Annotated in this window: 20 protein-coding genes and 1 pseudogene; 4 read left to right on the forward strand and 17 right to left on the reverse strand. The window is 37.8% G+C overall.

The annotated features are described in order from the left end of the window. Nucleotides 1–32: 32 nt before the first annotated feature. A complete protein-coding gene (locus tag C9J42_RS11515) occupies nt 33–1,985 on the reverse strand; it encodes an EAL domain-containing protein (RefSeq protein ID WP_233220741.1) in 1,953 nt (650 codons plus the stop codon). Between the two features lie 269 nt (nt 1,986–2,254). Between C9J42_RS11515 and pdxH the strand changes: the two genes are divergently transcribed. Beyond that, on the forward strand, nt 2,255–2,890 hold the full coding sequence (pdxH, locus tag C9J42_RS11520; RefSeq protein WP_107208290.1) for a pyridoxamine 5'-phosphate oxidase: 636 nt from the start codon (nt 2,255–2,257) through the stop codon (nt 2,888–2,890). Nucleotides 2,891–2,931: 41 nt separating this feature from the next. On the opposite strand, the gene C9J42_RS11525 is transcribed toward pdxH, so the two are convergent. Both C9J42_RS11525 and C9J42_RS11530 read right to left on the reverse strand, forming a co-directional pair. Further along, nucleotides 2,932–3,648, reverse strand: coding sequence for a PAS domain-containing protein (locus C9J42_RS11525; RefSeq protein WP_107208289.1), 717 nt, complete (start codon nt 3,646–3,648; stop codon nt 2,932–2,934). Between the two features lie 372 nt (nt 3,649–4,020). Further along, nucleotides 4,021–4,452, reverse strand: coding sequence for a hypothetical protein (locus tag C9J42_RS11530; protein WP_107288030.1), 432 nt, complete (start codon nt 4,450–4,452; stop codon nt 4,021–4,023). Between the two features lie 592 nt (nt 4,453–5,044). Between C9J42_RS11530 and C9J42_RS11535 the strand changes: the two genes are divergently transcribed. Next, on the forward strand, nt 5,045–6,307 hold the full coding sequence (locus tag C9J42_RS11535) for a tetratricopeptide repeat protein (protein WP_107302021.1): 1,263 nt from the start codon (nt 5,045–5,047) through the stop codon (nt 6,305–6,307). A 58-nt stretch (nt 6,308–6,365) separates the two neighbouring features. On the opposite strand, the gene C9J42_RS11540 is transcribed toward C9J42_RS11535, so the two are convergent. The 5 genes from C9J42_RS11540 to C9J42_RS11555 all read right to left on the reverse strand — a co-directional run bounded on the left by C9J42_RS11540 (nt 6,366) and on the right by C9J42_RS11555 (nt 8,594). After that, nucleotides 6,366–6,731, reverse strand: coding sequence for a DUF333 domain-containing protein (locus C9J42_RS11540; protein ID WP_107208286.1), 366 nt, complete (start codon nt 6,729–6,731; stop codon nt 6,366–6,368). A gap of 31 nt (nt 6,732–6,762) precedes the next feature. Continuing rightward, entirely contained in the window at nt 6,763–7,026 is a 264-nt protein-coding gene (locus C9J42_RS11545; protein ID WP_107208285.1) for a DUF333 domain-containing protein, read from the reverse strand. Nucleotides 7,027–7,343: 317 nt separating this feature from the next. Next, entirely contained in the window at nt 7,344–7,715 is a 372-nt protein-coding gene (locus C9J42_RS11550; protein WP_233217824.1) for a DUF333 domain-containing protein, read from the reverse strand. A gap of 66 nt (nt 7,716–7,781) precedes the next feature. Next, nucleotides 7,782–7,919: a hypothetical protein gene (locus tag C9J42_RS21530; RefSeq protein ID WP_158259297.1), complete on the reverse strand. Its 138-nt coding sequence runs from the start codon at nt 7,917–7,919 to the stop codon at nt 7,782–7,784. Between the two features lie 219 nt (nt 7,920–8,138). Continuing rightward, nucleotides 8,139–8,594 carry a hypothetical protein gene (locus C9J42_RS11555; protein WP_107208284.1) on the reverse strand — a complete coding sequence of 152 codons (456 nt, stop codon included), beginning with the start codon at nt 8,592–8,594 and terminating at the stop codon, nt 8,139–8,141. Nucleotides 8,595–8,670: 76 nt separating this feature from the next. Here C9J42_RS11555 and C9J42_RS11560 point away from each other — a divergent pair, with 76 nt between their 5' ends. Both C9J42_RS11560 and C9J42_RS11565 read left to right on the forward strand, forming a co-directional pair. Continuing rightward, complete coding sequence (locus C9J42_RS11560) at nt 8,671–9,333, forward strand: CatB-related O-acetyltransferase (protein ID WP_107208283.1); 663 nt, start codon at nt 8,671–8,673, stop codon at nt 9,331–9,333. Between the two features lie 429 nt (nt 9,334–9,762). Then, a complete protein-coding gene (locus C9J42_RS11565) occupies nt 9,763–10,968 on the forward strand; it encodes an acetate/propionate family kinase (RefSeq protein WP_107208282.1) in 1,206 nt (401 codons plus the stop codon). Between the two features lie 355 nt (nt 10,969–11,323). Here C9J42_RS11565 and C9J42_RS21435 read toward each other — a convergent pair whose 3' ends face one another. The 9 genes and pseudogenes from C9J42_RS21435 to C9J42_RS11615 form a co-directional block, all read right to left on the reverse strand. Next, the gene (locus C9J42_RS21435; RefSeq protein ID WP_146144300.1) at nt 11,324–11,893 is read right to left on the reverse strand and encodes a hypothetical protein; all 570 of its coding nucleotides are present in this window, start codon (nt 11,891–11,893) and stop codon (nt 11,324–11,326) included. Between the two features lie 141 nt (nt 11,894–12,034). Then, nucleotides 12,035–12,658 (reverse strand): hypothetical protein, encoded by a 624-nt coding sequence (locus tag C9J42_RS11575; RefSeq protein WP_107294903.1) that lies wholly within the window; start codon nt 12,656–12,658, stop codon nt 12,035–12,037. A gap of 421 nt (nt 12,659–13,079) precedes the next feature. Then, nucleotides 13,080–14,552 (reverse strand): annotated as a pseudogene (ltrA, locus tag C9J42_RS11580) (group II intron reverse transcriptase/maturase). Between the two features lie 786 nt (nt 14,553–15,338). Next, complete coding sequence (locus C9J42_RS11585; protein ID WP_107207434.1) at nt 15,339–15,785, reverse strand: hypothetical protein; 447 nt, start codon at nt 15,783–15,785, stop codon at nt 15,339–15,341. Beyond that, nucleotides 15,760–16,836: a hypothetical protein gene (locus C9J42_RS11590; RefSeq protein WP_107302022.1), complete on the reverse strand. Its 1,077-nt coding sequence runs from the start codon at nt 16,834–16,836 to the stop codon at nt 15,760–15,762. Before C9J42_RS11590 ends, C9J42_RS11585 begins: the two co-directional genes overlap by 26 nt. Before the next feature lie 110 nt (nt 16,837–16,946). Then, nucleotides 16,947–17,447, reverse strand: coding sequence for a GNAT family N-acetyltransferase (locus tag C9J42_RS11595; RefSeq protein ID WP_107207432.1), 501 nt, complete (start codon nt 17,445–17,447; stop codon nt 16,947–16,949). Nucleotides 17,448–17,870: 423 nt separating this feature from the next. Beyond that, nucleotides 17,871–18,311 (reverse strand): redox-sensitive transcriptional activator SoxR, encoded by a 441-nt coding sequence (soxR, locus tag C9J42_RS11600; protein WP_107207431.1) that lies wholly within the window; start codon nt 18,309–18,311, stop codon nt 17,871–17,873. A gap of 333 nt (nt 18,312–18,644) precedes the next feature. Next, on the reverse strand, nt 18,645–18,794 hold the full coding sequence (locus tag C9J42_RS21840) for a LysR family transcriptional regulator (protein WP_370445017.1): 150 nt from the start codon (nt 18,792–18,794) through the stop codon (nt 18,645–18,647). A gap of 624 nt (nt 18,795–19,418) precedes the next feature. Continuing rightward, on the reverse strand, nt 19,419–20,798 hold the full coding sequence (locus C9J42_RS11615; RefSeq protein ID WP_107302024.1) for an endonuclease/exonuclease/phosphatase family protein: 1,380 nt from the start codon (nt 20,796–20,798) through the stop codon (nt 19,419–19,421). Between the last annotated feature and the right edge of the window lie 232 nt (nt 20,799–21,030).

Here is a 21,030-nt window from a genome sequence, read left to right on the forward strand (position 1 = left end):
TCGGGGGAAATAATATTTACAGTGTAAATGACCTACGACGATTCTAACTGTGTGTATTTTTCAGTAATAAAGCCTTGATAACCACTTACGAATAAATCAGATAACCGTTCTAACTGTGTTTCTGTTTCAACGCGAGTTGCAATAGCCTTAATATCTAAACTATGTGCGGTTCGACATATAGAAGATAATACATTTGATTTTGTTTGGTCATTTAATTGATAAGTATATGCGTAGTCGATCTTGACGTAATCAGGATTGATTTCTTTTAAGTAATTTAATGATTGAAAATGACGTCCATAGTTATCTATTCCCACGCCAAAGTGGTAGCGTTTTATAATACTGCACAACAGGCTTGTCGCATCAGTGTTTCTGATACAACTGATTTCTTGTAATTCAAAAAATAGTCGAGAGGCTATCTGCGTATTATTACTCAATAGTTTATCTAACCAGCGAGTAAAACTCGGATCGCCAATACTGCTGTTAGTGATGTTTATTGCAAATGGACCTATTGTTCTATCGGCATTAAGTCGGTTAACTATGGTTACGATGACATGTCGATCAAACCAACTGCCGATCTTCAAATCTTCTATAGCACCTAAAAACTGACCCGCTGAATAAAAGTTCTTATCTTTTTGTATCGCGGTGAAAACCTCATAATGGTAAACACTTTTATTTTCTAATGTTGCAGGCTGAAATTTATATTGAAATAAATCTTCATTTATCGCTTGCTCCAGTAATTGTTTCCACTGTTGTTTTCCTAAGCTGTTATGGCTATTAGGATCTTTTATTAAAGCAATGGATTTATGAGGAGTAAGCTTTGCTTGTGTTAATGCGTTATCTAATTGGGTTAATAATTGGCTTGGCGTAATTTGCGCTTCGTTATAAACCAATCCAATATCTGTGGTTGATGGGCTAACTAAATTTGAATTATTAACGATATCATCAAATATTTTAAGCACCATTTTTCCAAGCAATTCTAACTTTTCAGAAGATAGGTTAGGAATAAGAATGGCGAATTCATCACGAGATAAGCGTGCTATCGTGGTGTAATTATAATTAATGACATCATTCAAACGTGCTGCGATTTGCTTTATCAGTTTATCACCCGCTTGATAGCCTTCCTGCTCATAATAATCACTGATTAGCGTTGTTTGGATTAGCGCTAATCCACCTTTATGTGATTCATCTAACCAAGAGCTAATTTGATGGATAAAGAAACTTCGATTGCCTAAACCAGAGATAGGATCAAGATAAGCTTGTTCTCGCAGTTTTACGGCTTCGTTTGCTTGACTCTTAAAGTTGACATCTAATTGATAACTAAGCTTATTAAAAGCTCTTACTATTGTTTTAATATCTGATTCATCAGGCAATGCTAAAGGTGCTTGATTGAGATTATCTATGTTATACGCACGGTTGGTTAGCGTGCGTAACGATGTGAAATGCTTTTTACTAATAAAGTAAATCGCGCAGCCACCAAGAAGCATGAGTAATAAATGTGAAATAAGGGTGTTACTAAATAACTGCCAATATTTTGTATATGCCCAGCGGGATGACGCGCTCAGCGCTAGGATACCGACATCAAAATTGTCATTATTTATTATTCTTTTTTCAATATGTTCTGGGATCTTAATTAAAGATTGAAACCATTGTGGAACATTAGTGATATCACGGTTATTATCTATTCGTATCAAAGGTGTTGAATCGGCAAGTAACAACGATGCGTGGTTATATTGTTGTGCAGGAAATAAATAATTTAGCGTATCAACAAGTTGTTCTTCTTGCTGTCGTGAAATTATTAAACTGTCAATAATTGATAATTTATCCGGTAATGTAGTAAGCGCACGATTTATATCTTCATGAGCTGTCGCTATATGCTGATCACTAATTACATGATAGCCAGTATACAACTGCGTACCTGCAGAAATGCCAAGTATAGAACACATGAGTGTTGTAATACTTATTATTTGTCGTTTAAAGAGTGTCATAGTCTGAGCACCAAAGTAGAGTACTAGCCCAACATAAACAGTAAAAGAGAGATATCTTATGCTGACTAAATCATTGATTTTGTATTAGTCTAATTTATCAAAAGTCGCATCTTGCAACTGTACTCTTTGTTATTTATTGTTGAAATTCGATAGATGTGTCTATTTGTTTTTGCAAACAAGACTAATATTCATAAGAAAATAGTGTTTGCTTCCAAAAGGAAGTCACAATATTGTAGAGAATAAATTATTTATACTTTATGGAGATAAAGATGGAGTTGTCCGATATTCGCAGGGAGTATGCCAAAGGAGGTCTACGACGAGATGATTTACCGAGTGATCCACTCGTCTTATTTGAACGATGGTTAAAGCAAGCAGTAGAAGCACAGTTACCTGATCCCACTGCAATGACGGTTGCTACCGTCGATGCTTCTGGACAACCTTTTCAACGTATTGTTTTACTAAAACACTTTGATGAGCATGGCTTTGTATTTTATACCAACCTTGGTAGTCGTAAAGCTCAGCAACTAGCCATTAATAATAAAATCAGCTTGCATTTCCCATGGCATATGTTGGAAAGACAAGTACATATTACCGGACATGTTGAAGCGTTATCAAAGCGTGAAGTGCTAAGCTATTTTTCTTCTCGTCCAAAAGAAAGCCAAGTTGCAGCATGGGCGAGTAAACAAAGCCAACGCTTAACAGCAAGACAAGCATTGGAAGGGAAATATTTTGAATTGAAACAAAAATTTCTAGCAGGAGAGGTACCTGTACCTACCTTTTGGGGAGGCTTTCGCGTTAAATTCAATTCGATTGAATTTTGGCAAGGTGGCGAACATCGTTTACATGATCGTTTTTTATATCACGATAATAATGAAGAATGGACAATTGATCGATTAGCACCATAACAATAAAGAGCAGATAACTACTCTTTTATTGTATGGAGTATTTAATCTTTTAAAACAATAGACAACTGTGTTTTCAACATACTTTCTGGAATGTTTGAACCATAACCTAATTCTAATGCCAAATCTAAAAGCTCACCTTTAGAATTGGCATTAAACTTCTCTCGTAAGCGCAAAACATAATTCTCAATTGTTTTGACAGAAACACCTAATGTATTCGCGATATATTGCGGTTTCTTCCCATGCAATAGAAGAAATAATACTTCAGATTCTCGAGTATTTAATCCAATGTCTTCCTTTTTGATGTTGATTCTTAACATAGAAGAATTTTTTTGCTGTTGAGTTATCCCTATAGCACGGCACAACCAATGTCCAACTTCTAATACAGCTGTGTCTGTTAACTCAATACCTGAAAAAATAGTCCCTATTACTTGATTATTATGATCACGCCATGGTGTTTTAGTAAAAAGGTGAGCGCGCCACTTACCATCATGATAAGGATGAATATCAAGCACACGAATTGTTCTCTCTGTTTCTATTACAATTTGATCTTGTTCAACATATTTATCTGCGTAATCTGTCGATGTTATAGGCATTTGATAATCCGTTTTACCTATACAATCTAAATGATTATCAAATCCAACCATTCTTCCATACTCAGGATTTACATAAACAAATGTTGAATTGATATCTTTGCAACCCCAGCAACCAGGCAACTGATCAAAAATTTCGGGTGAAAATGAGGCGTTTTTATTATTCATATATTGCCTAAAAATACAGTCAGCGAAAACATTCTAGTCACTTTATCGTATTTGTAAATATATAGGTAATAAGATGCTTATATATTAGACAAAAATATAAAAAAAGCCGGCCAATATGGCCGGCAAAACAAGAATTGGCTCTAGGAGCATAATTCTGTACGACGTGTAGAAGAGATAATCAGAAAAACGAAGTGAGGTACATTATCGTTTTCGCTGATTTATCCTTTTGGATAATGCTCGTTTTCTAGGTGAAATCACCTTAAATAACGAACAAGCATAACTATAACTAAGCTTCTATTAACAAAATAGGGGGGAAATCACCTATTGACAAAATTCTAACTCTCCTAACTATCTTCTAACGTTATGACACATTTAAAGCTGATGTCTCTGCCAATTAAGTTTAAAACCAAATTTGATACGATTATCTGTCATTTTTATTTCATTTAATGCTATTTGCCAGATTGAAGATGGCAGATTTTTCGCTATCGGAAATTTTGCATAATATAACGCTAATGCTTGTTGTTCATTGCTTGAATCGATCAAATTAATCTGACCAGAAAACTGTATACCTTGAATATCACTAACGTCATTAGGTTCAGGTGCGATAGTACCTGCAATATGGTGGTTTTTTAGCATTAGGCTTCCATGACGTGTCTCTGGAGAAGTCATGATATACAGCATCATATGGTCACTATCGAAAACATAGTAGCAGTTAGCACTCCAAATATTATCGTTAAAACTAGCGCATAATGTCAGTAGATGGTGCTCGGCAATAAAGTGTTGAATATGTTTTAATTCGTTCATATCAGTGCCCCTATTGTTTTATTTCGTTAATGATTACCCTACCTGCTTGATAAGAACAATATACACAACAGATTCTTTCATACCATAGATGAATTAACTCTTTGTTTTTATAACGGAACGATGATCATGTGAGCTGAATTAACGGTCAGTGTCAAATGGACTGGAAAGATGATCAAGGATGATCCTGTGAGTAAATCAGACAAAAATAAAGGAAATCAGCGACTTTTTAATACCTATTTTATGAATATGAATTCAGTGAGCGTCGAGAGGTATGGAAGCATGATCATGGAATATTCCGACATGGAACACTTGTAATTCCCGCGATCTTAAGTCAAGAAAGAATAAATTCAGACAAGGACCTATTAGGTGATCCGTGGAGGTAAAGCCTGACGTGCTCCTAAGATTATTCTTTTGTCTTTAAAGGGCGTGCTCGTAGGTGGTGAGTCAGGTTTAGTGGTGTATAGAGTAATAAAATAATTGAATAGTCGTTTAAATCGCAATATTGGCAACGAAAATACTGGAACAATGATCAAGGTCTAATGGTTATAGACAGTGACTTTAGTTTATTGTGTCTTAGCCGATAATCACTCCTATGCGTCCGCGACTTGAGTTAGTGATTATGTTTGATGTTACTTGGCTGTTTATTATTCCTATTATCGTTTTAGGCTGGTTAATTTCACGTTACTTTGCTACCAGAAATATGCAGCAGCAAGAAAAGCAGCAGCAAATACTGAAAGACATTAAATATAAACAAGTATTAGAGAAGGCCAAAAAGGCGGAACGAGAAGAAAAAATTTTTAAAGCCAGTACAGGGCATATACCGAGTCAATTATCTTTAGCAAAAGAATGTGAGGTGACGAACCCTGTTGCGGCAATTGAGTGGTACGAAAAAGCGGCAGCGCAAGATAATGAAATGGCGCAATATGCTTTGGCACGTTTGTATCGTCGAGATCCCTTGGATCAACAAGCAATGCTAAAAGCCAATTACTGGCAAGCGTTTATTGATGTAAAGCAAAAATCACCTGAATCACTGTTTCATTTTGGCTTGTTACTGATCCAAGGCAAAGGGGTAGAGGCTGATCCTACTTTGGGTATCGATTATATTCAGCAAGCAGCAACTGAAGAGTTTCTTCCTGCTACACTGTTTCTTTCTGATTGGTATGTTGCTGAAGAAACCGATCATTACTTACCTCAACAAGCCTTTTATTGGCGGATACAAGCGGCGAAACACAATGATCTTGATGGATTAATGAAAACAGCATTTTGTTATAAAGTTGGATTGGGGGTTGAAAAGGATGTGGATCGTGTCAAATACTGGTTAGAGCGCGCAGCGGAACATGATCATCCAGAAGCACAATATCTTGCAGGTAAAATGTATTTAGGCGCATGTGCAAATAATGCCGCGATTGCTTATATTTGGTTTTCAATGGCATATGCTGGCGGTTATAAAAAAGCAAGAGTAGTAAGAGATGAAGCCGCGCCTCTCATTGGTATTGAATCGATCCTCAATGTTCAAAATATTGCGAAGGAAATCTATAAAATTCTAAAGAAACAGCCTGTTACTCCTCATTCGATTATTACTTTATTAGACAATTGCTATGGCCGAAAAGGGTATCGTCCAACCCTTGCTGATATTGAATCATTCGGCGAGACTCACGATGACATGAGTGATGATCATGAAACATCAATAAAAGAAGAGATAGCAATATCGATGACAGAGGCTAACGCGATAGAAACGGATAATTCAAACGAAAAGCCAGCAATGAAAGTGGATGATTGGACGACATCATGGGGATCATCGTCAGATATGATGCTTCAAACAACATCGATAACTAGCGATGAAACAAAGAAGTAAAACGAAAACAGCTCAACCACTGTTGAGCTGTTTTTATTTAATATTATGATTCAGAGGACTAATATACTTTCGGGTGTTTATGGTGGTGTTTTTTACAAGAGCCATTATAAAAGGATTTCAAGCTACATTGCGTACCTTGTTTATTAAAGTGGCACTTATTACCAATAGCAGTCCCTTTGTGTTTTACACAATAGTTCACCCATTTTTGTTTCTTGTCTTGTGCATGCTGTGAACATTTACCTTCTTTGTAAGCCCACTCATCACACATTTGACCGCTAGGTAGGCGGCAGTAACCTTGGCCATCAACAATAACGGATTGACCACCATGGTGTTCACAATAGATAGAAGCAGGATTTCCGTGCGGACCGCCAGCACAAGCGGCCGTTGAAATTAATAGTCCAATCAGTAATAAAAACTTTTTCATGTTAATTTTCTCTTTTTAATAATGACTGAAATTAGTACAAAATTGGTTTGTCAGCAGCGGGTTTACACTCACCGCGTAGATATTCCCATCCATCACATTGGCTACCGTTCTTGAAATGACAGACGCCAGCTTGGCTACCATCTTCATTCGTTGTGATTTGATAATTGCCACCGTGTTCAACACAGTATGTTGCTGCTGGATTTGCCATGTTTGCAGTTGGTTGAGTGGGTAGTGTTTTACAACCAACCAATGAGGCTGAAGCAATAAGAGAAAGTAGCAATAATGTCTTTTTCATAATCTAATCCTTATGTAAACGATGGCTTCGTTTTTATATCCATTCACGTGATGAATGATTTGAGCGTATTGTGTATTTAAAACACTGTTCGAATGTCAGCGGAATGACAAAAAATAACTCTCAGTAAGGTTGCCGGTTATTTAATGGTGACGGATAGTAAATGCTTCATTGACGATAAATATATATGATTAATGGCTAATGTACGGTTATAAGGAAAGGGGAAATAAGAGGAAAAGCTTGAAGATAAAAAATACAGCTTAACATTTGCTAAGCTGCATTGTTTAAAAGTGATTAATCAGGGGGAAGAGATTAATTACTTAGTAAACGCGATTACCTTTTTTACGGTTACATTTGTGATTGTAGAAGTCTTCTAGATCACATGTTGTATTCCATTTAGCAAATTTACATACATCACCGGTTGCAAACCCACCTTTTTTAACACAGTGGTCGACTAATTTTTGTTTATGCGTTTTACCTGAAGGTTTACATTGGCCTTTCATAAAGGCGTATTCTTCACATGAGCTACCGTCGTTAAAGACACAGTAACCTTTTTCACCATCGCCACCCATTGGAGTACGAATTTCAACATGACCACCATGTTGTACACAGAAATCGGATGCTGGATTACCAAACGCAAAAACAGAGCCTGAAAGCAGTAAACCAACAACAAGTAGTAATTTTTTCATCATTAACCTTCCGATATTAATAATAGAGCAATTGGACAATCAATTAGTGTGTTGAACAACCGTCCATGTCTAAGCATTGACCGCCATGATCAACACAATACGTTGCTGCAGGGTTTGCCATGTTTGCATTGGATCGAATAGGTAATGATTTACAGCCAACGAATGATGTTGCAGTAAGTAGAGAAAGTAAGAGTACTTTCTTTTCAAAATCTAATCCTTGTTAAACAATAGCCTCGTTTAATCGCGAGTATTCAGCAACTGAATGTGTTTTATTCATTGTTAATTAAAAACATCGTTCAAATGTCAGGGGAATGAAAGGGTCTGGTTATCTGGCTGTGAAAAAAGTATGTGAATTAAAATGAATTTTTTAATTATCAGTAGGTTATTAGAGCAAGGAGGAAGGTGAATCTTGCTCTAATAAAATCATTAGGCGTATTTATTAATAAATGTTGTCAATATATCAAGGGCGCTGTTATCCCCTCGTTGTTCTGCCAGCAAATAATCATAAATCGCATTTTCATGATCAGCGACTAACGTAAATAAATAGCGATGCTCTGTGGCTTCATCAGCCTGTTGTTGGTAGCGCTGCTGATAGGGAGCAACCCATGGCACCATGGTATCGACTAACTCTTGCCAAGGTAATGCAAGCCATTTATTAGCATCGGCAAGACCTTTATTCTCCATATCTTGATCGTAATCAGGGCAAGGGTGTCCTAACGTTTCCAGTCCATCCTTTAAACATTGCGCCGTGAGTTCCTCAACCTTTATTAATGTTTGCCATTTGTTGTTATGGCTATCGTCACTATACTTTTCAGCAAAGGTCTTAAAAAAAACAATGCCATAAAGTTCACCTAAATAAGCGTTATAGAGTTGAGCAATCATTGTGGTTATATCCAAAAAGGTTAATACAACATTAATAATACGCTTTTTACACCAATAAACACAAAGAAGGTTTGATATGGAATCCTCTATTTTTCCCTCTTGGTTAGGAGGGTATGAAATTAACCGTTATATCACTAATCCTAATATTAAAGTTGGAGATTACAGTTATTATTCTGGCTACTACCATCAGCACCATTTTGAAGATCAATGTGTTCATTATCTACTGGGTGATAAATCCACGATTGAAGCTTGGCAGTCAGGTATTTTTGGTGATGTTGATCAATTAATTATTGGCCGTTATTGCTCTATTGCCACAGGAGTCGTGTTTATGTTGTCGGGTAATCAAGGACACCGACATGATTGGATCTCGACATTCCCATTTGATTTCCAAGAATTTGGCGATGGCGTCAAAACCGGGATCCAACGAGCGGGCGATACGGTTGTTGGTAACGATGTTTGGTTCGGGGCTGAATGCGTTATTTTACCTGGCGTAAAAATAGCTGATGGTGCCGTGATTGGTACTCGTGCCGTTGTAACAAAAGATGTTGAACCCTATTCTGTTATGGTGGGTAACCCATCGCGATGTGTTAAAAAACGATTTACAGAGCAACAGATCGCTTTATTGCTAGAGATGCAGTGGTGGAACTGGCCAAAATCTGCATTAAAAGCAGCAATGCCGTTGATGTGTAGTACGCAGGTCGATGAACTCTATCAATATTATTTAGATAACATAAAATAATATTGTAAGTTTAAAACTTTTTTTAGTTACTTTATAAAAGCATTCCTTTTTTGATGTGCTTCCTTTCTATATATGCCTTTTTGTTATTAGTTTCAGTCTAGTTTGAAAAAATTACATTGATTTACAATTATTCAATGCTGAAAATGTGTATTTTATGGTTAACTCTACGGTAAATGATCAACTAAATTTGAAATTCAGATGAATTTTTATGCTTTAAAAATCGATTTTTAGTTAAAAAATTGATCTGAACCAGTAAAAATTCAATTTTTAAGTTTTTTTTAAAACAAAAGTTGAGATATTCAAATTAAATTGAGTAAGATGGTTGAGCCAGCTTGTTGACAGATACCTTTTTCGACATTTTCAGTGAGCTAGCTTCAAGGTGGATAGTGATATCCGAAATTTGCCCTTAAAAATATTGATGAGATAACCATGAGCAATTCTTTAGTTCTTGTAATCAATTCTGGTAGTTCTTCACTTAAATTTGCTTTAATTGATACTGTCAACGGTGAAGCTACGTTAAGCGGCCTTGGTGAGTGCTTCGGCCTCCCTGAAGCAGTGGTTAGCTGGAAAGTCAATGGTGAAAAGCACGAATACAAGCTTGATGGTTTAGATCATCACCATCAACAAGCGATTGATCGTATTGTCGATTTAGTCGACGAACTTGGTCTAAAAGAAAATATCGTCGCTGTGGGTCACCGTGTTGTTCAAGGTGGTAACTTATTTGATCATACTGTTAAGATTGATGAAAAAGTTATCGCTGATATTGAGTCGCTAAGCGATCTAGCACCACTACATAACCATGCACACGTTATTGGTATGCGTGCAGCAAGCAAAGCATTCCCTACATTGTCTCAGTATGCAATTTTCGATACTGCATTCCACCAAACAATGCCTGAAAAAGCATATACTTACGCAATTTCTCAAGAAGTTAGCAAAGAGTACAACATCCGTCGTTACGGCTTCCACGGCACAAGCCACTACTTTGTAACGCGTGAAGCAGCGAAAGTCGTGAATAAGCCAGTTGACGCATCAAGCTTTATTTCTGTTCACCTAGGTAACGGCGCATCAGTATGTGTGGTTAAAAACGGTGAAAGTATTGATACATCAATGGGCTTCACGCCACTTGCCGGCTTAATGATGGGGACACGCTGTGGTGATATCGACCCAAGTATACTTGAGTACTTATTAAAGAAAGGCTGGAGTAAAGAGCGCCTAGAGAAAGAACTCGTTACGAATTCTGGTTTCCTTGGTGTTTCTGGCTTTACAAGCGACTGTCGCGGCATTATTGAAGCAATGGAAGATGAAAGCCATCCTCACCACCACGGTGCTAAGCTCGCGTTTGAGCTATTTACGTACCGCGTAGCAAAATACATTGCATCATACATGGTGGCACTTGATGAGCTAGACGGCATCATTTTCACTGGTGGTATCGGCGAAAACGCAATGCCAATTCGTAGTGAAATTCTACGTTTAATGAAGATCTTTGGTTACCAAGAAGATATAGAAGGTAATACCGCTGCACGTTTTGGCGCACAGGGTATTATCACTAAGCCAAATACACCACTAGCAATGGTTATCCCAACCAATGAAGAGTGGGTAATTGCAAAAGAATCAATGGCGCTATTGCACGCATAAGTGACAATGACGTACTAGATTTCCGAGTGGAACGGCTCGGACGATACTTTGGTTTGGAACCCCAAAGTATATGGAACGGAAAGACGGCTCTTTGCTTTTGCATCGAGCCGTTTTTTCTCTGGTTGTTACCAGAAGGTGTCATCAATTCTCTGAAGTTATATATCCATGAGCTAACTCATTTTTGGACAGAAACTGCTTAGATTAATTGCTCTATTCTGTTAAGTAGATATTAGAAAAAGTATGGATAGGTGTCGCCTGCGCGACACATATCCTTATTTTTTGCATGCCTATTGCAATGCGTCCCATGACCTGACTCGTTCACGAATTTTTGCCATAGCTTGTTCTACAGATTGAGTCATGACTGTTTGGTTTTTTCTGCATCTTCCCAGTAGTCTCTTTTTAGATCGTTAGGAGAACGTAGTTCATAGTCGATAGATTCATGATGAGCTGTCTTATCGATTTCTAAAATTGATTGATAAATATCTTCGGTAAAAAATGGTCGTTTCGTTTCGCGTACCTGAAACAAAGCTTTTCGAGCTTCGTATAATCGGTCTAAACGTTTATTTTTTCTTTCATCTTCAGATTCATTTAGGTCTACATGATCAAATATCGGACGTAATTGCAGCGTAGCGGAACGAAGCTCAACCAAGCATTCTGTCAATTGGCTAAGTACTTCGTATTCTTTTTCGAAACGATAGCTGTGAGTAGAAATTCTAGACATTAATGCCGCTTTAGTTTCTTCAAGTTGAGTAGCATAATCAATTTTAACATCCTCAATTTTCTGAGTAATATCGCCAATATCTTCTTTTGTAGCTATATTTTTTCCTTTTTCATTTGAATAGCTAAACAATAACTTCCTAAATAGAAATAGACACCCAATCGCAATTAATACAATTACCTGTAAAGTAATGTTCACCAGTTCCATAATACTCCTCAGCTTCCTTGGTATATAACGCCCTGTTAATGTGAGCAACGCAATACCAATGCCGCTGCATACTACCTTACACACTAAACGCACCGAATAGTAAAAATGCTACGCGCTGCAAATCGCTCTTATAATGCTTTGTTATATTTTTAATACGGCCATCAGTAAACAGTAATTTTTAACGCTTTTACAGTGCTCACCCATCCAATACGCAAATGAGGTACTTTTTTGCCAATTAGTACCGACTAAACTGCTATGGATCGTACTATCAGGCGTTGTAAGCAAACCATGAGCAGTGACTTGTTCTGGAACATTGTTTCGTCCACACCACCATTCAGGCATCGACCGTTTCCATTTTGTTTCTAACCAAACGTCAGATAAAGCTACCACATATTCACTTTCATACTCAGTAACCCCGTTATCATTGAGGAACTGCTTATCATCATGATGAAGACGCTTTATATCTCTTATAATTTCTTTCTTTTTCTTTGTATGAGATAAGCGCTTTGCCTCGATGAAAAAAACAGCTTTATGCTTAGGAGAGAAAACAAAACCATCAATATGCTCTTTTTTCTCAACCCAAGGAAACTCAAGCCAAGAGACTGCCATATCATCGTCCAGACATTTCATTAAGGCATTTACGTAGATATGAACTTGATTAGCTTCAGTAAAGCCCGTACTTCCTCTCGCAGGATAAAAACTTTCTAGCGTTCGAGTATAGGTTGATATCATTTCATCAAATGACCGAGAAAATATATGGTCCATCAAAACCTCAGAAAAATATAACAGTATATTAATAAACACTCTTATTTATGCGCAAAAACATACTTATAAATACGTTTATTATACTCGAAAATAATCTATATATATCATAATGTTGATGGCGATTTTTTATACCTAGTGCTTTGTAAGAAGAGGTGAAAAGTAAGAAATGCATTTAGTCTAACAAGTTTAATAGGGTACTTCTGGTTTATGAATTGCTACTGGTGAATGCTTTGAACCGTTTTGATATAGTCAAGAGACCTAGCTCATTCTTGGACATTTCTGAGCTAGCCATGATAGCTAGCTCGTTGTTGTCGGATAGGCGGCACTCGTTACCGAGTGCCGCCCTCCTAAGAACCGTACGTGCAACTTTCACTGCATACGGCTCAAGCCTCCGCTAAGGCGTATTACGTTACCCAGCAACCTAGATAGCAGTTAAAGCAGGATCAAACCAAGAGTGACGGCTTTCCTTTTTCGGCTTCCTCTTTGCCAAGTAATCTTGGTGCTGAGGATCGAACGGTGTCGCTGCACTTCGGATCTTCACATGTCTTTTAATTGGCGTTTTCGCTATTTGAGCCAAGTTGTAGTGACAGTCCATGTTCGCGATTTTCTGCCAACCATGAAATTGCCAACCACCACTTCTGTTCATGTAGTATTTGCGCCTTACCTAGTCTTTTGGTTTGGTGGGATGACGTCTTACCGCCCATCTCCACAGCAACCAGAAGATTTGATGACCGAGATAACCGAAAGTACGTTTTGCAACGCAGTGGCGATAATAATTCGCCCAACCCTTCAGTTTAGGGTTCAATAGTCTGATAAGATCATTGACTGGCATTGTTGCGTGCTTCTTGATGAGTTCACGCAAGTTTCCCAAGAAGGAGAGAACGTTAGTTTTACTCGGTTTGATGAGCAGCTTGCCTTTGTACTTCCTGAGATTAAAACCCAGAAAATCAAAGCCATCATCTATATGAGTAAGGTGCGTTTTCTCTTCAGAGAGTGCCAACCCTCTCTCTTTTAGAAAATCAATCAGTCGTGGTTTGACTTCGTTAACCAGAACATCTTTTGATGAACCCGTTATCACAAAATCGTCCGCATAACCTATAAAGTTAACTCGTTCTCCCGATTTCTTAGCCACTTCTTTTACGAGCTTTTCTAAACCCGCAAGTGTCAGTAACATAAGCGTTGGGGAGATAATTCCGCCTTGCGGAGTTCCTTCCGATGTTCGGTAGAACAAGCCCTTATCGATATAACCAGAGCCTAACCACTGCTTCAGCATCCTTTTGTCTATTTGAACATTATCAAGTAGCCATTCATGCCCAATCTTGTCAAAGCAAGCTTTAATGTCACCCTCTAAAACCCAACGGCCTGAACGCTTAAGGCACAAGCATTTGAAGCATTGTTGAATTGCATCTGCCGTACTGCGATTGGGGCGAAAACCATAGCTATTTGGGTCTGCTGTCGTTTCCGATATCGGCTCCAAAGCAAGTAAATACAACGCCTGTTGCGCTCTATCTATCATGCATGGAATGCCTAGAGGTCTGAGTTTGCCATTCTTTTTCGGGATGTAGATACGTCTGAGGGGTTTGGCTCGATAACCTTTACGGTTCAATTGATTAACTGCGGTCATTCGACGAGCATCCGTATTCCAGATGACACCATCTATTCCAGGAGTGTTACTGCCTTTGTTTTGGGACACTCGCTTCACAGCCAGTAATTTCGCTGTTCTGGAGTGCGTTAAAATCCACTGCAAAGCTTTCACTTTACTGTGTTTTCCCTCTCGGGTTGCTTTTGCAATGCGCATTTGAAGCTTTAACACGTGCGACTCTACGGCTTTCCAATCGATGGATTGCCACTGAGTGCCATTAGGAGAGGCACTAACTTCTGATGAAGTCACCATTTGCGTTTCTCCTTGAATAAAGTTCTTCAAATCATCTTGCAACGGGAGACCAGTTAGAAGTCAGCTCGCTTTCGCGCCAGATATAAACCTGTATCCACTTCATTACAAGGTGGCCTTTGCTTTTTCTAACCTCCTTTACCTGCACACCTATCGGCAATCTTCGCAGACTGCTTTCCCAATGGGAGATATACAGGCTTACCCTGTTCCGTATGTCGCGAAAAATATCAGGTTAGATGCCCACTATAGTGCGGAGAGTACATCGATCACGAAAGAGTATTGTCCAACCTCTTTCCGACTCTCATTGCCATTTTGGCCACAGCGTATTAACCACTTCCGCTGCTTCATCGTATAACGCGCCTTACGTGGATTCACTTACGTTCATCATACTGACACCCTAGCACTTACCCGATTTGTGGTTATCAGGAAGAACGTCCTCTCACGATTCAGTTCCCACTCGGTCTAACAACCAAGTTTCGTTACATTGTCGGATTCGCTGCTTTATTCAGAATCCTAGGGTCATCTGGTGATACAGATGGTTCACTCTTATCGTGGTGAACAACGCTTCATACGACTTCAGGTCGCACGGACAGAAACGAGTTAGTCAATTTGCCCTCTTTAAGCTGGTAGGTACTAGAAAAAGTATTGATAATTTTTTAATGAAGTAACTTTAGGGTATAAAAAGACCGCCACTATGGGCGGTCATTTAACAGTAATTCTATTAAAGAGATCTAATTCGTGGTGGCGAAAAGAATACTGTATTTATTCTTACAGTACTCATTGGTTATTTTAGTTCTTTGTATAGGTCTTATATACGCCCATATTAGTGTACTTCGTTTTGACTGAGTACCCTTCAGACAAAAGTCGATCATTGATAATAAAATAGGTGAGGGCTGTAACAATAAAACTGACGATAAAGAAAAATAACATTATTCGGTTTTGTACTTTTATTTTTCTTTTTGACCATGAGTATTTTGTTGCCTTTCCTGTTTTTATTATAGTAAAAAACATAGACCACGCATGTATCACTAAACCAATAATCATGATGCCACCAAGTGCATCTCCAATTGATAACTTAATGATAGGAGATAGGTTATAAGCAGAACTTAATGTATCTATCCATGAAGATAACAACCAACAAGACCCAGCAGTAAAAAAAACACAGATAAAGAAAAATTTTATCTTGGTTATTATCGATACCACTTCATCATTATGATTGCATTTTTCTAAGCGCATTAGTCAATTCTTCTGATACGTTTTTAACTTCAAAGAATCTATCAAGAATAAGACTTAGACCGATAGAAATTGCTGCAATTGCTACAATTGCAATTGCTCCACTGCCAACAGCAACAAACATTCCAACAATAAATTCCGCTCCATAAAGTGCGATAGCAGTTTTAATGAAGTCAGTCCCTACATTTCCGAACCAATCATAAAAATCATAATCATCATTAAAAATTAGATCATTAGTATTTATAGCGGCTGAAATAATCATGGTCATAGTACCAGCTTTTAAACCCGCACTAATACGCTGCGTTGGCGCTATCCCTAATTGAACAACTTTCGGATTATCTATCGCATAGGTCTTTTTTCCATTAACCTTGAAACGCATTCCTTTAATAAGAACATGCCGTAACATCTGCTGTCCATTATTTCGAGTGGCAATTGATACACGTGTTTTCCCTTTAATCACTGAATATCGCGCTGTCACACCAAAATCGCCAAAGGCTTGGGCTAACTTAACAGCCCCAAAACCAGTTGCTAAGTATTCGGCCCATGTTTTCGTTTTATCAATATCTTTCAGAATCAATGTTGATGGTATTTGACCTTTTTGATGATATCGATCATCAATCAAGTTTTTAATGGTATGGAATGAATCTTCTTCAGTGAGAAGCAACACAGCTTGATGATTCTTTTCTAATTCTTCTTGAAGTGTACATTGCCCAGTAAACACTTCATTCCCAGAGATATCATTCATTAGTTGTTCATGCTTGAGTGAACTTTTAGCATTGATTCGCTCAATTTCTTCAAGTGTTTTTTTCGCCCTAGCTTCTTTGGCTAGTTCAGATTGCTTAGCGCGTTCAGCCTGTTTTACTAAGCTGTCATGACGATTAAATTCTGTTGGCGGAGATAGCCATGTGAGGGAGTTAGCCATGTAAATTGAGAAGTTTGTTGAATTTGAATCATTATAAAGAATAAAGTGGCTAGGCAATAATTTGCCCAAAATTTTAATGTTAGAAAGATTTGAGCTAATTAATGCATGGTATAGCCATGATAACTTGCTCATTTTTGGACAGAAACTGCTTAGGTGATTTGCTCTATTTAGGCTTACATTTCACTTCGAATATGTGCCGCTGAGCGACACATATCCTTCTCTTTTTCTTTACAGCTCAAAGCCTAAAGAAACTTTTCAATAAGGATTTCATCTACATACTCCCCACGAACTTTTGCATGTTTTTTTGCAGTACCAACAACTTCAAACCCTTGTTTAAGGTAAGCAGTTAAAGCTCGCTCATTATCGCTACGAACGTACGCGAATAGCTTTTCATAACCCTTTTGTTTTGCAACTTCGAAAGTCGAGTTAAAAAGCTGTTTAGAGATACCTTTACCACGAGCACTTTCACAAACAAAAGTACCAATAATGCCTACGTGATCAAAAGATTTTGTATATTGTGCGAACGGCTCGATATTTTGAAATCCAATAACCTTTGAGTCACTCTCGGAAAAAGCAACTGTAAACACTCCATTCTCTGGGAAGTGAGTAATAAAATCTTTCTCTTCTTCAGGTGTAAAGGTCGTATCCAATACAGTGTATAAACCTTCAACAATGATTGGGTTGAGAACATTTGTGATCCCTTCAGCATCATCCAAAGTCACCTGACGTACAACTAATCCCATATAACTCAACTCCATATTATAATTTGAGTTATTTTTTACATGAGCTCATAACTATCAGCAACAATTAATTCCTTTTAAATATAAGCTCGATGTTATTTTCGGCTCATAACGCTTTTTGAAATTAAGAAATGCCTTTATTCAGTCTTATTAAAAACGAAATTCAATAGATAAAATCAGCATAATTCGTTATATGAGATAAAAAATAAACAATAGAAACTAATCAAAAATCACGTTAATACAATATGAATGAGTAATAGTTCTAACAAGAAATGGGGCACTTCTGATTTATGAAGTGCCAACGGTGCATTGTGATCACCAAGCGATTCTGTCGTCCCCTAACTACCAAGCGACTTTGCGCTTGCTTTATTACCGAGGGGAATTGACGGTCTCCACTTTACGTAATTCTTTGACTATCAATATGGGCTAGTCAGAGGTGTGTTGGATGCTAAGCTTCGCGCCTGCCGTCATGATCCCATTGCTGTCGTTATTGTTATATAGCGCACAACTTTCCATTGATAAACAGCCACACTGAATACAACTGCCTAACTGAGTTTGAAGTTGTTTTAACTCATGCATTTTATCTTCAAGCTTTTGATGCCAAAGGGTTGAAAGTTGTTCCCATTGTTCTTTTTTCACATTTTCGTTTAAGGGAATATGCGCCAAGGCTTGCTTGATTTCTTGTAATGTTAAACCAACATTTTGCGCTGCTTTAATTACCGCTATACGGCGCAGAACAGAGCGCTTATAACGGCGCTGATTGCTCGCGGTTCTATAACTAAGAATGAGTTCTTTTTGTTCGTAAAAATGTAATGCCGAAACACTCACGCCTGCGCGTTTCGCAACTTGTCCTACACTCAATTCCATTTGATTCTCCACATTACATCGTTATTTGTTCTTGCAGCCAGCTTTTAAAGGCTCGATATTTAGGCCGTGTTTCCATTCCTTTCATATAGGCAATATAGTAGCTTAAATCTGATGCTATCGCTGAAAAGGGGGTCACAAGTTGGCCTGTTGCTAATGGTTTTTTATTAACTGTTGGCGTCCAATAGTAATGCCTAATAAGTTTATTGCTGCTCTTATATACAAGTTACGGTGATTAAAGCGATAGGTTTTTCGGTAATAATCAATATCACTATTATTTACTGTTAGCTATGAGGGCCACGCTTTCGATTGTGTTCGATGTATAAATGTTGCAGCTTATAAGCCCGTTATATCTTTTTTAATTAATCTTAACTCTAAATATTTAATTCGATGGCTTACCGCACTTTGAGATACAGTTAAATATGATGCCGCTTTGGTAAAACAGAGCTCTCTGGCAGCAATATTAACCACATGAATATTTGCCATTTATTTATTGCTCAATCGTGATAGTCGATGCTGGGATTGCACAACAGCGAGTATTACCCCTTATTTTTTTTCTTGCTCTTTTCAGACAGATTCGTTGTCTTGTTTTTTATCTGATTGACACAACAGTTGCCAATCACGCCGTCTTTTTTCGCTTTAATAGAAAGTTGAATATATAAAAATATGATGAAAAACAGGAATAACACCAAAGAAATAACAATATAGAGTGGAAGTAATTCATCGTTACTCATTGCTTTACCTCATTAAATTAAAGTGAATATCATTTAATATAATAGATAAATATAATAATGTTAGTTTATATTTACTGTAAAAGTGCAAACATAAAAATTAATTTTTTTAAATAGCTTTAGCTTTCATTATTAATAGGCTTGATGCCTAAACCGTCAAAATATGAAAAATATAGATGAGCATTGTGCTATCGCAACTTATTTTAAGAAATGAAGTTATAAACTCGTACTACGGAAATATTGACTTTATCTAAGTAAATATCAAATAAGAGTGAATGGCGTTAATCGAGGGTATTTCTTATGTTTTGATTGTTTCTCGTCAGAACCATGTTGACAAGAAAAGCCGATCTTACGATCGGCTTTTTAAATAAAGGGCGAATCAGTTAAAGCTTGCCTTTAGCCACACCATACGGTGGTCGGAAGAAATATCTTTGCCTTTTCCTTTACCAATGCGTTCATCGTTCATCAGTAAGTATCCAGCTTCATTCGGTGCTGGCCAGTAAACACCAGAATCAACAATGTTTAGATTACTTGATGGGATAGCGTGATCCACTTGTAAACCAAACGTACTGGTTATGCGCTCTGGGTGTGGGTTATCTTGGCGACATTCACCACTTGGGAAGCAGTATTCAGCACCAAAGCTTGTCGGAACGTAAGCGCCATTAGTGGCTTCTTGATTCACACGCTGGTGCTTTAATAGGGTATCAATGGTTTCGATAAAACCGTCACCCGCTTCAGGATCGGCATTAAGATCACCCACAATAACAAACTTGGCATTATCAGATAAACCGCCTTTTGTGCCTTTGTCATCATAAATAAACTCTGCACCATCAATGTAATCTGTCCAGAACTGAATTTCATCGCGGTTTTTTTGTTTATTGTTTTCAGTCACTGTGTCAAATACCGGTGGCGTTGGGTGCGACATTAAAATATGTACCACTTGTTCGCCTGATGCAGTTGGGATTATGACGGGTGCATCAACATGGTTTTTCGATGATAAACGGACTTGATTCCATTCAGCATCGGTGTACCAACTATCACCACAACGCATACCTGCAGGAATTTTATTTTTGTCATCGTTGCAGTTAGTAATGGTTGGGTTCGTTGCTGTTGGTAAGTCTTTCCACTTAAAGGTTTGGAATGTACGGGTATTCGCATCATCAATTTTAAATTGAGACATTAGCGCAAATGCATACTGCCCGTGGTATTGACCAAAGCCCCACGCATCATTTGGACCGCTATTTACTTTACCGTCGTTATTAAGATCTAAGCCGCTCATTAAACCCGTGTTCGTGGCATAACTTTGGCTAAACGGGTAGTGAATGGGAGATAACGTATCACCACCATCAATGCTATTTAGGCTTTGTCCTACCGCTAAGTAGTTAGCTTGGAATCCATTTAAAGCGGTAAGATCATCGCCTGTACCGTCGTTATTGTATTCAGCCAGTAAAATAATATCAGGACGTTGGCTTTGAATAATGGCTGCAACGTTTCTGATTTGAATGATCTTTAGTGCTTTCGCTTTGTCGTCTTCACTTAGCGTATTTGCATTAAACCCATCGACTAATGTTTGTTGCTCCGAAGGCGTGGTTAGCATTTCATCGACCAGTTGTTCAAACGTAAAACGGTCGAATGATAAGTTGAATGTAGCAATAGAAACGTTGTTAACAGGGATAACATCATCATTGCTCTCAAATACACAGCCTGTAAGAAGAGCAGATGAAATAGCAACAGCAGCAAGAGTCTTAATTAGTTTCATTCAATAATCCATATTGTTGAAAGGAATTTAGGCGGTAAAGCGTCGAGCAGCATAGTACCTATTTAGTGATAAATAAGTGTGACAAGGGCACGATACTATGTAACTAATAGTGATGATTTGCTTTGTTTTTTCTTAAATTATGCTCGATATCTCAAAAATGTTGTGAGGGGGGATAGTATGTGCGTCTTCGAATACTTAAAGAGATAAATATTTTGTGTCGTTTAAAACCGGA

The sequence above is a fragment of the Photobacterium sp. GB-56 genome (genome assembly GCF_003026105.1).
Lineage (GTDB): Bacteria > Pseudomonadota > Gammaproteobacteria > Enterobacterales > Vibrionaceae > Photobacterium.

Bases quoted from the DNA above. Each gene is read 5' to 3' on its own strand.
- C9J42_RS21435 (WP_146144300.1), bottom strand. From the start codon at position 11,893: ATGGAACTGGTGAACATTACTTTACAGGTAATTGTATTAATTGCGATT.
- C9J42_RS11545 (WP_107208285.1), bottom strand. From the start codon at position 7,026: ATGAAAAAGACATTATTGCTACTTTCTCTTATTGCTTCAGCCTCATTG.
- C9J42_RS21840 (WP_370445017.1), bottom strand. From the start codon at position 18,794: ATGGCAAATATTCATGTGGTTAATATTGCTGCCAGAGAGCTCTGTTTT.
- C9J42_RS11615 (WP_107302024.1), bottom strand. From the start codon at position 20,798: ATGAAACTAATTAAGACTCTTGCTGCTGTTGCTATTTCATCTGCTCTT.
- C9J42_RS11595 (WP_107207432.1), bottom strand. From the start codon at position 17,447: ATGGGATTAGTTGTACGTCAGGTGACTTTGGATGATGCTGAAGGGATC.
- C9J42_RS11565 (WP_107208282.1), top strand. From the start codon at position 9,763: ATGAGCAATTCTTTAGTTCTTGTAATCAATTCTGGTAGTTCTTCACTT.
- pdxH (WP_107208290.1), top strand. From the start codon at position 2,255: ATGGAGTTGTCCGATATTCGCAGGGAGTATGCCAAAGGAGGTCTACGA.
- C9J42_RS11550 (WP_233217824.1), bottom strand. From the start codon at position 7,715: ATGATGAAAAAATTACTACTTGTTGTTGGTTTACTGCTTTCAGGCTCT.
- C9J42_RS11535 (WP_107302021.1), top strand. From the start codon at position 5,045: ATGCGTCCGCGACTTGAGTTAGTGATTATGTTTGATGTTACTTGGCTG.
- C9J42_RS11575 (WP_107294903.1), bottom strand. From the start codon at position 12,658: ATGGACCATATATTTTCTCGGTCATTTGATGAAATGATATCAACCTAT.
- C9J42_RS11525 (WP_107208289.1), bottom strand. From the start codon at position 3,648: ATGAATAATAAAAACGCCTCATTTTCACCCGAAATTTTTGATCAGTTG.
- C9J42_RS11590 (WP_107302022.1), bottom strand. From the start codon at position 16,836: ATGAGCAAGTTATCATGGCTATACCATGCATTAATTAGCTCAAATCTT.
- C9J42_RS11555 (WP_107208284.1), bottom strand. From the start codon at position 8,594: ATGATTGCTCAACTCTATAACGCTTATTTAGGTGAACTTTATGGCATT.
- soxR (WP_107207431.1), bottom strand. From the start codon at position 18,311: ATGGAATTGAGTGTAGGACAAGTTGCGAAACGCGCAGGCGTGAGTGTT.
- C9J42_RS11585 (WP_107207434.1), bottom strand. From the start codon at position 15,785: ATGCGCTTAGAAAAATGCAATCATAATGATGAAGTGGTATCGATAATA.
- C9J42_RS11540 (WP_107208286.1), bottom strand. From the start codon at position 6,731: ATGAAAAAGTTTTTATTACTGATTGGACTATTAATTTCAACGGCCGCT.
- C9J42_RS11530 (WP_107288030.1), bottom strand. From the start codon at position 4,452: ATGAACGAATTAAAACATATTCAACACTTTATTGCCGAGCACCATCTA.
- C9J42_RS11560 (WP_107208283.1), top strand. From the start codon at position 8,671: ATGGAATCCTCTATTTTTCCCTCTTGGTTAGGAGGGTATGAAATTAAC.
- C9J42_RS11515 (WP_233220741.1), bottom strand. From the start codon at position 1,985: ATGACACTCTTTAAACGACAAATAATAAGTATTACAACACTCATGTGT.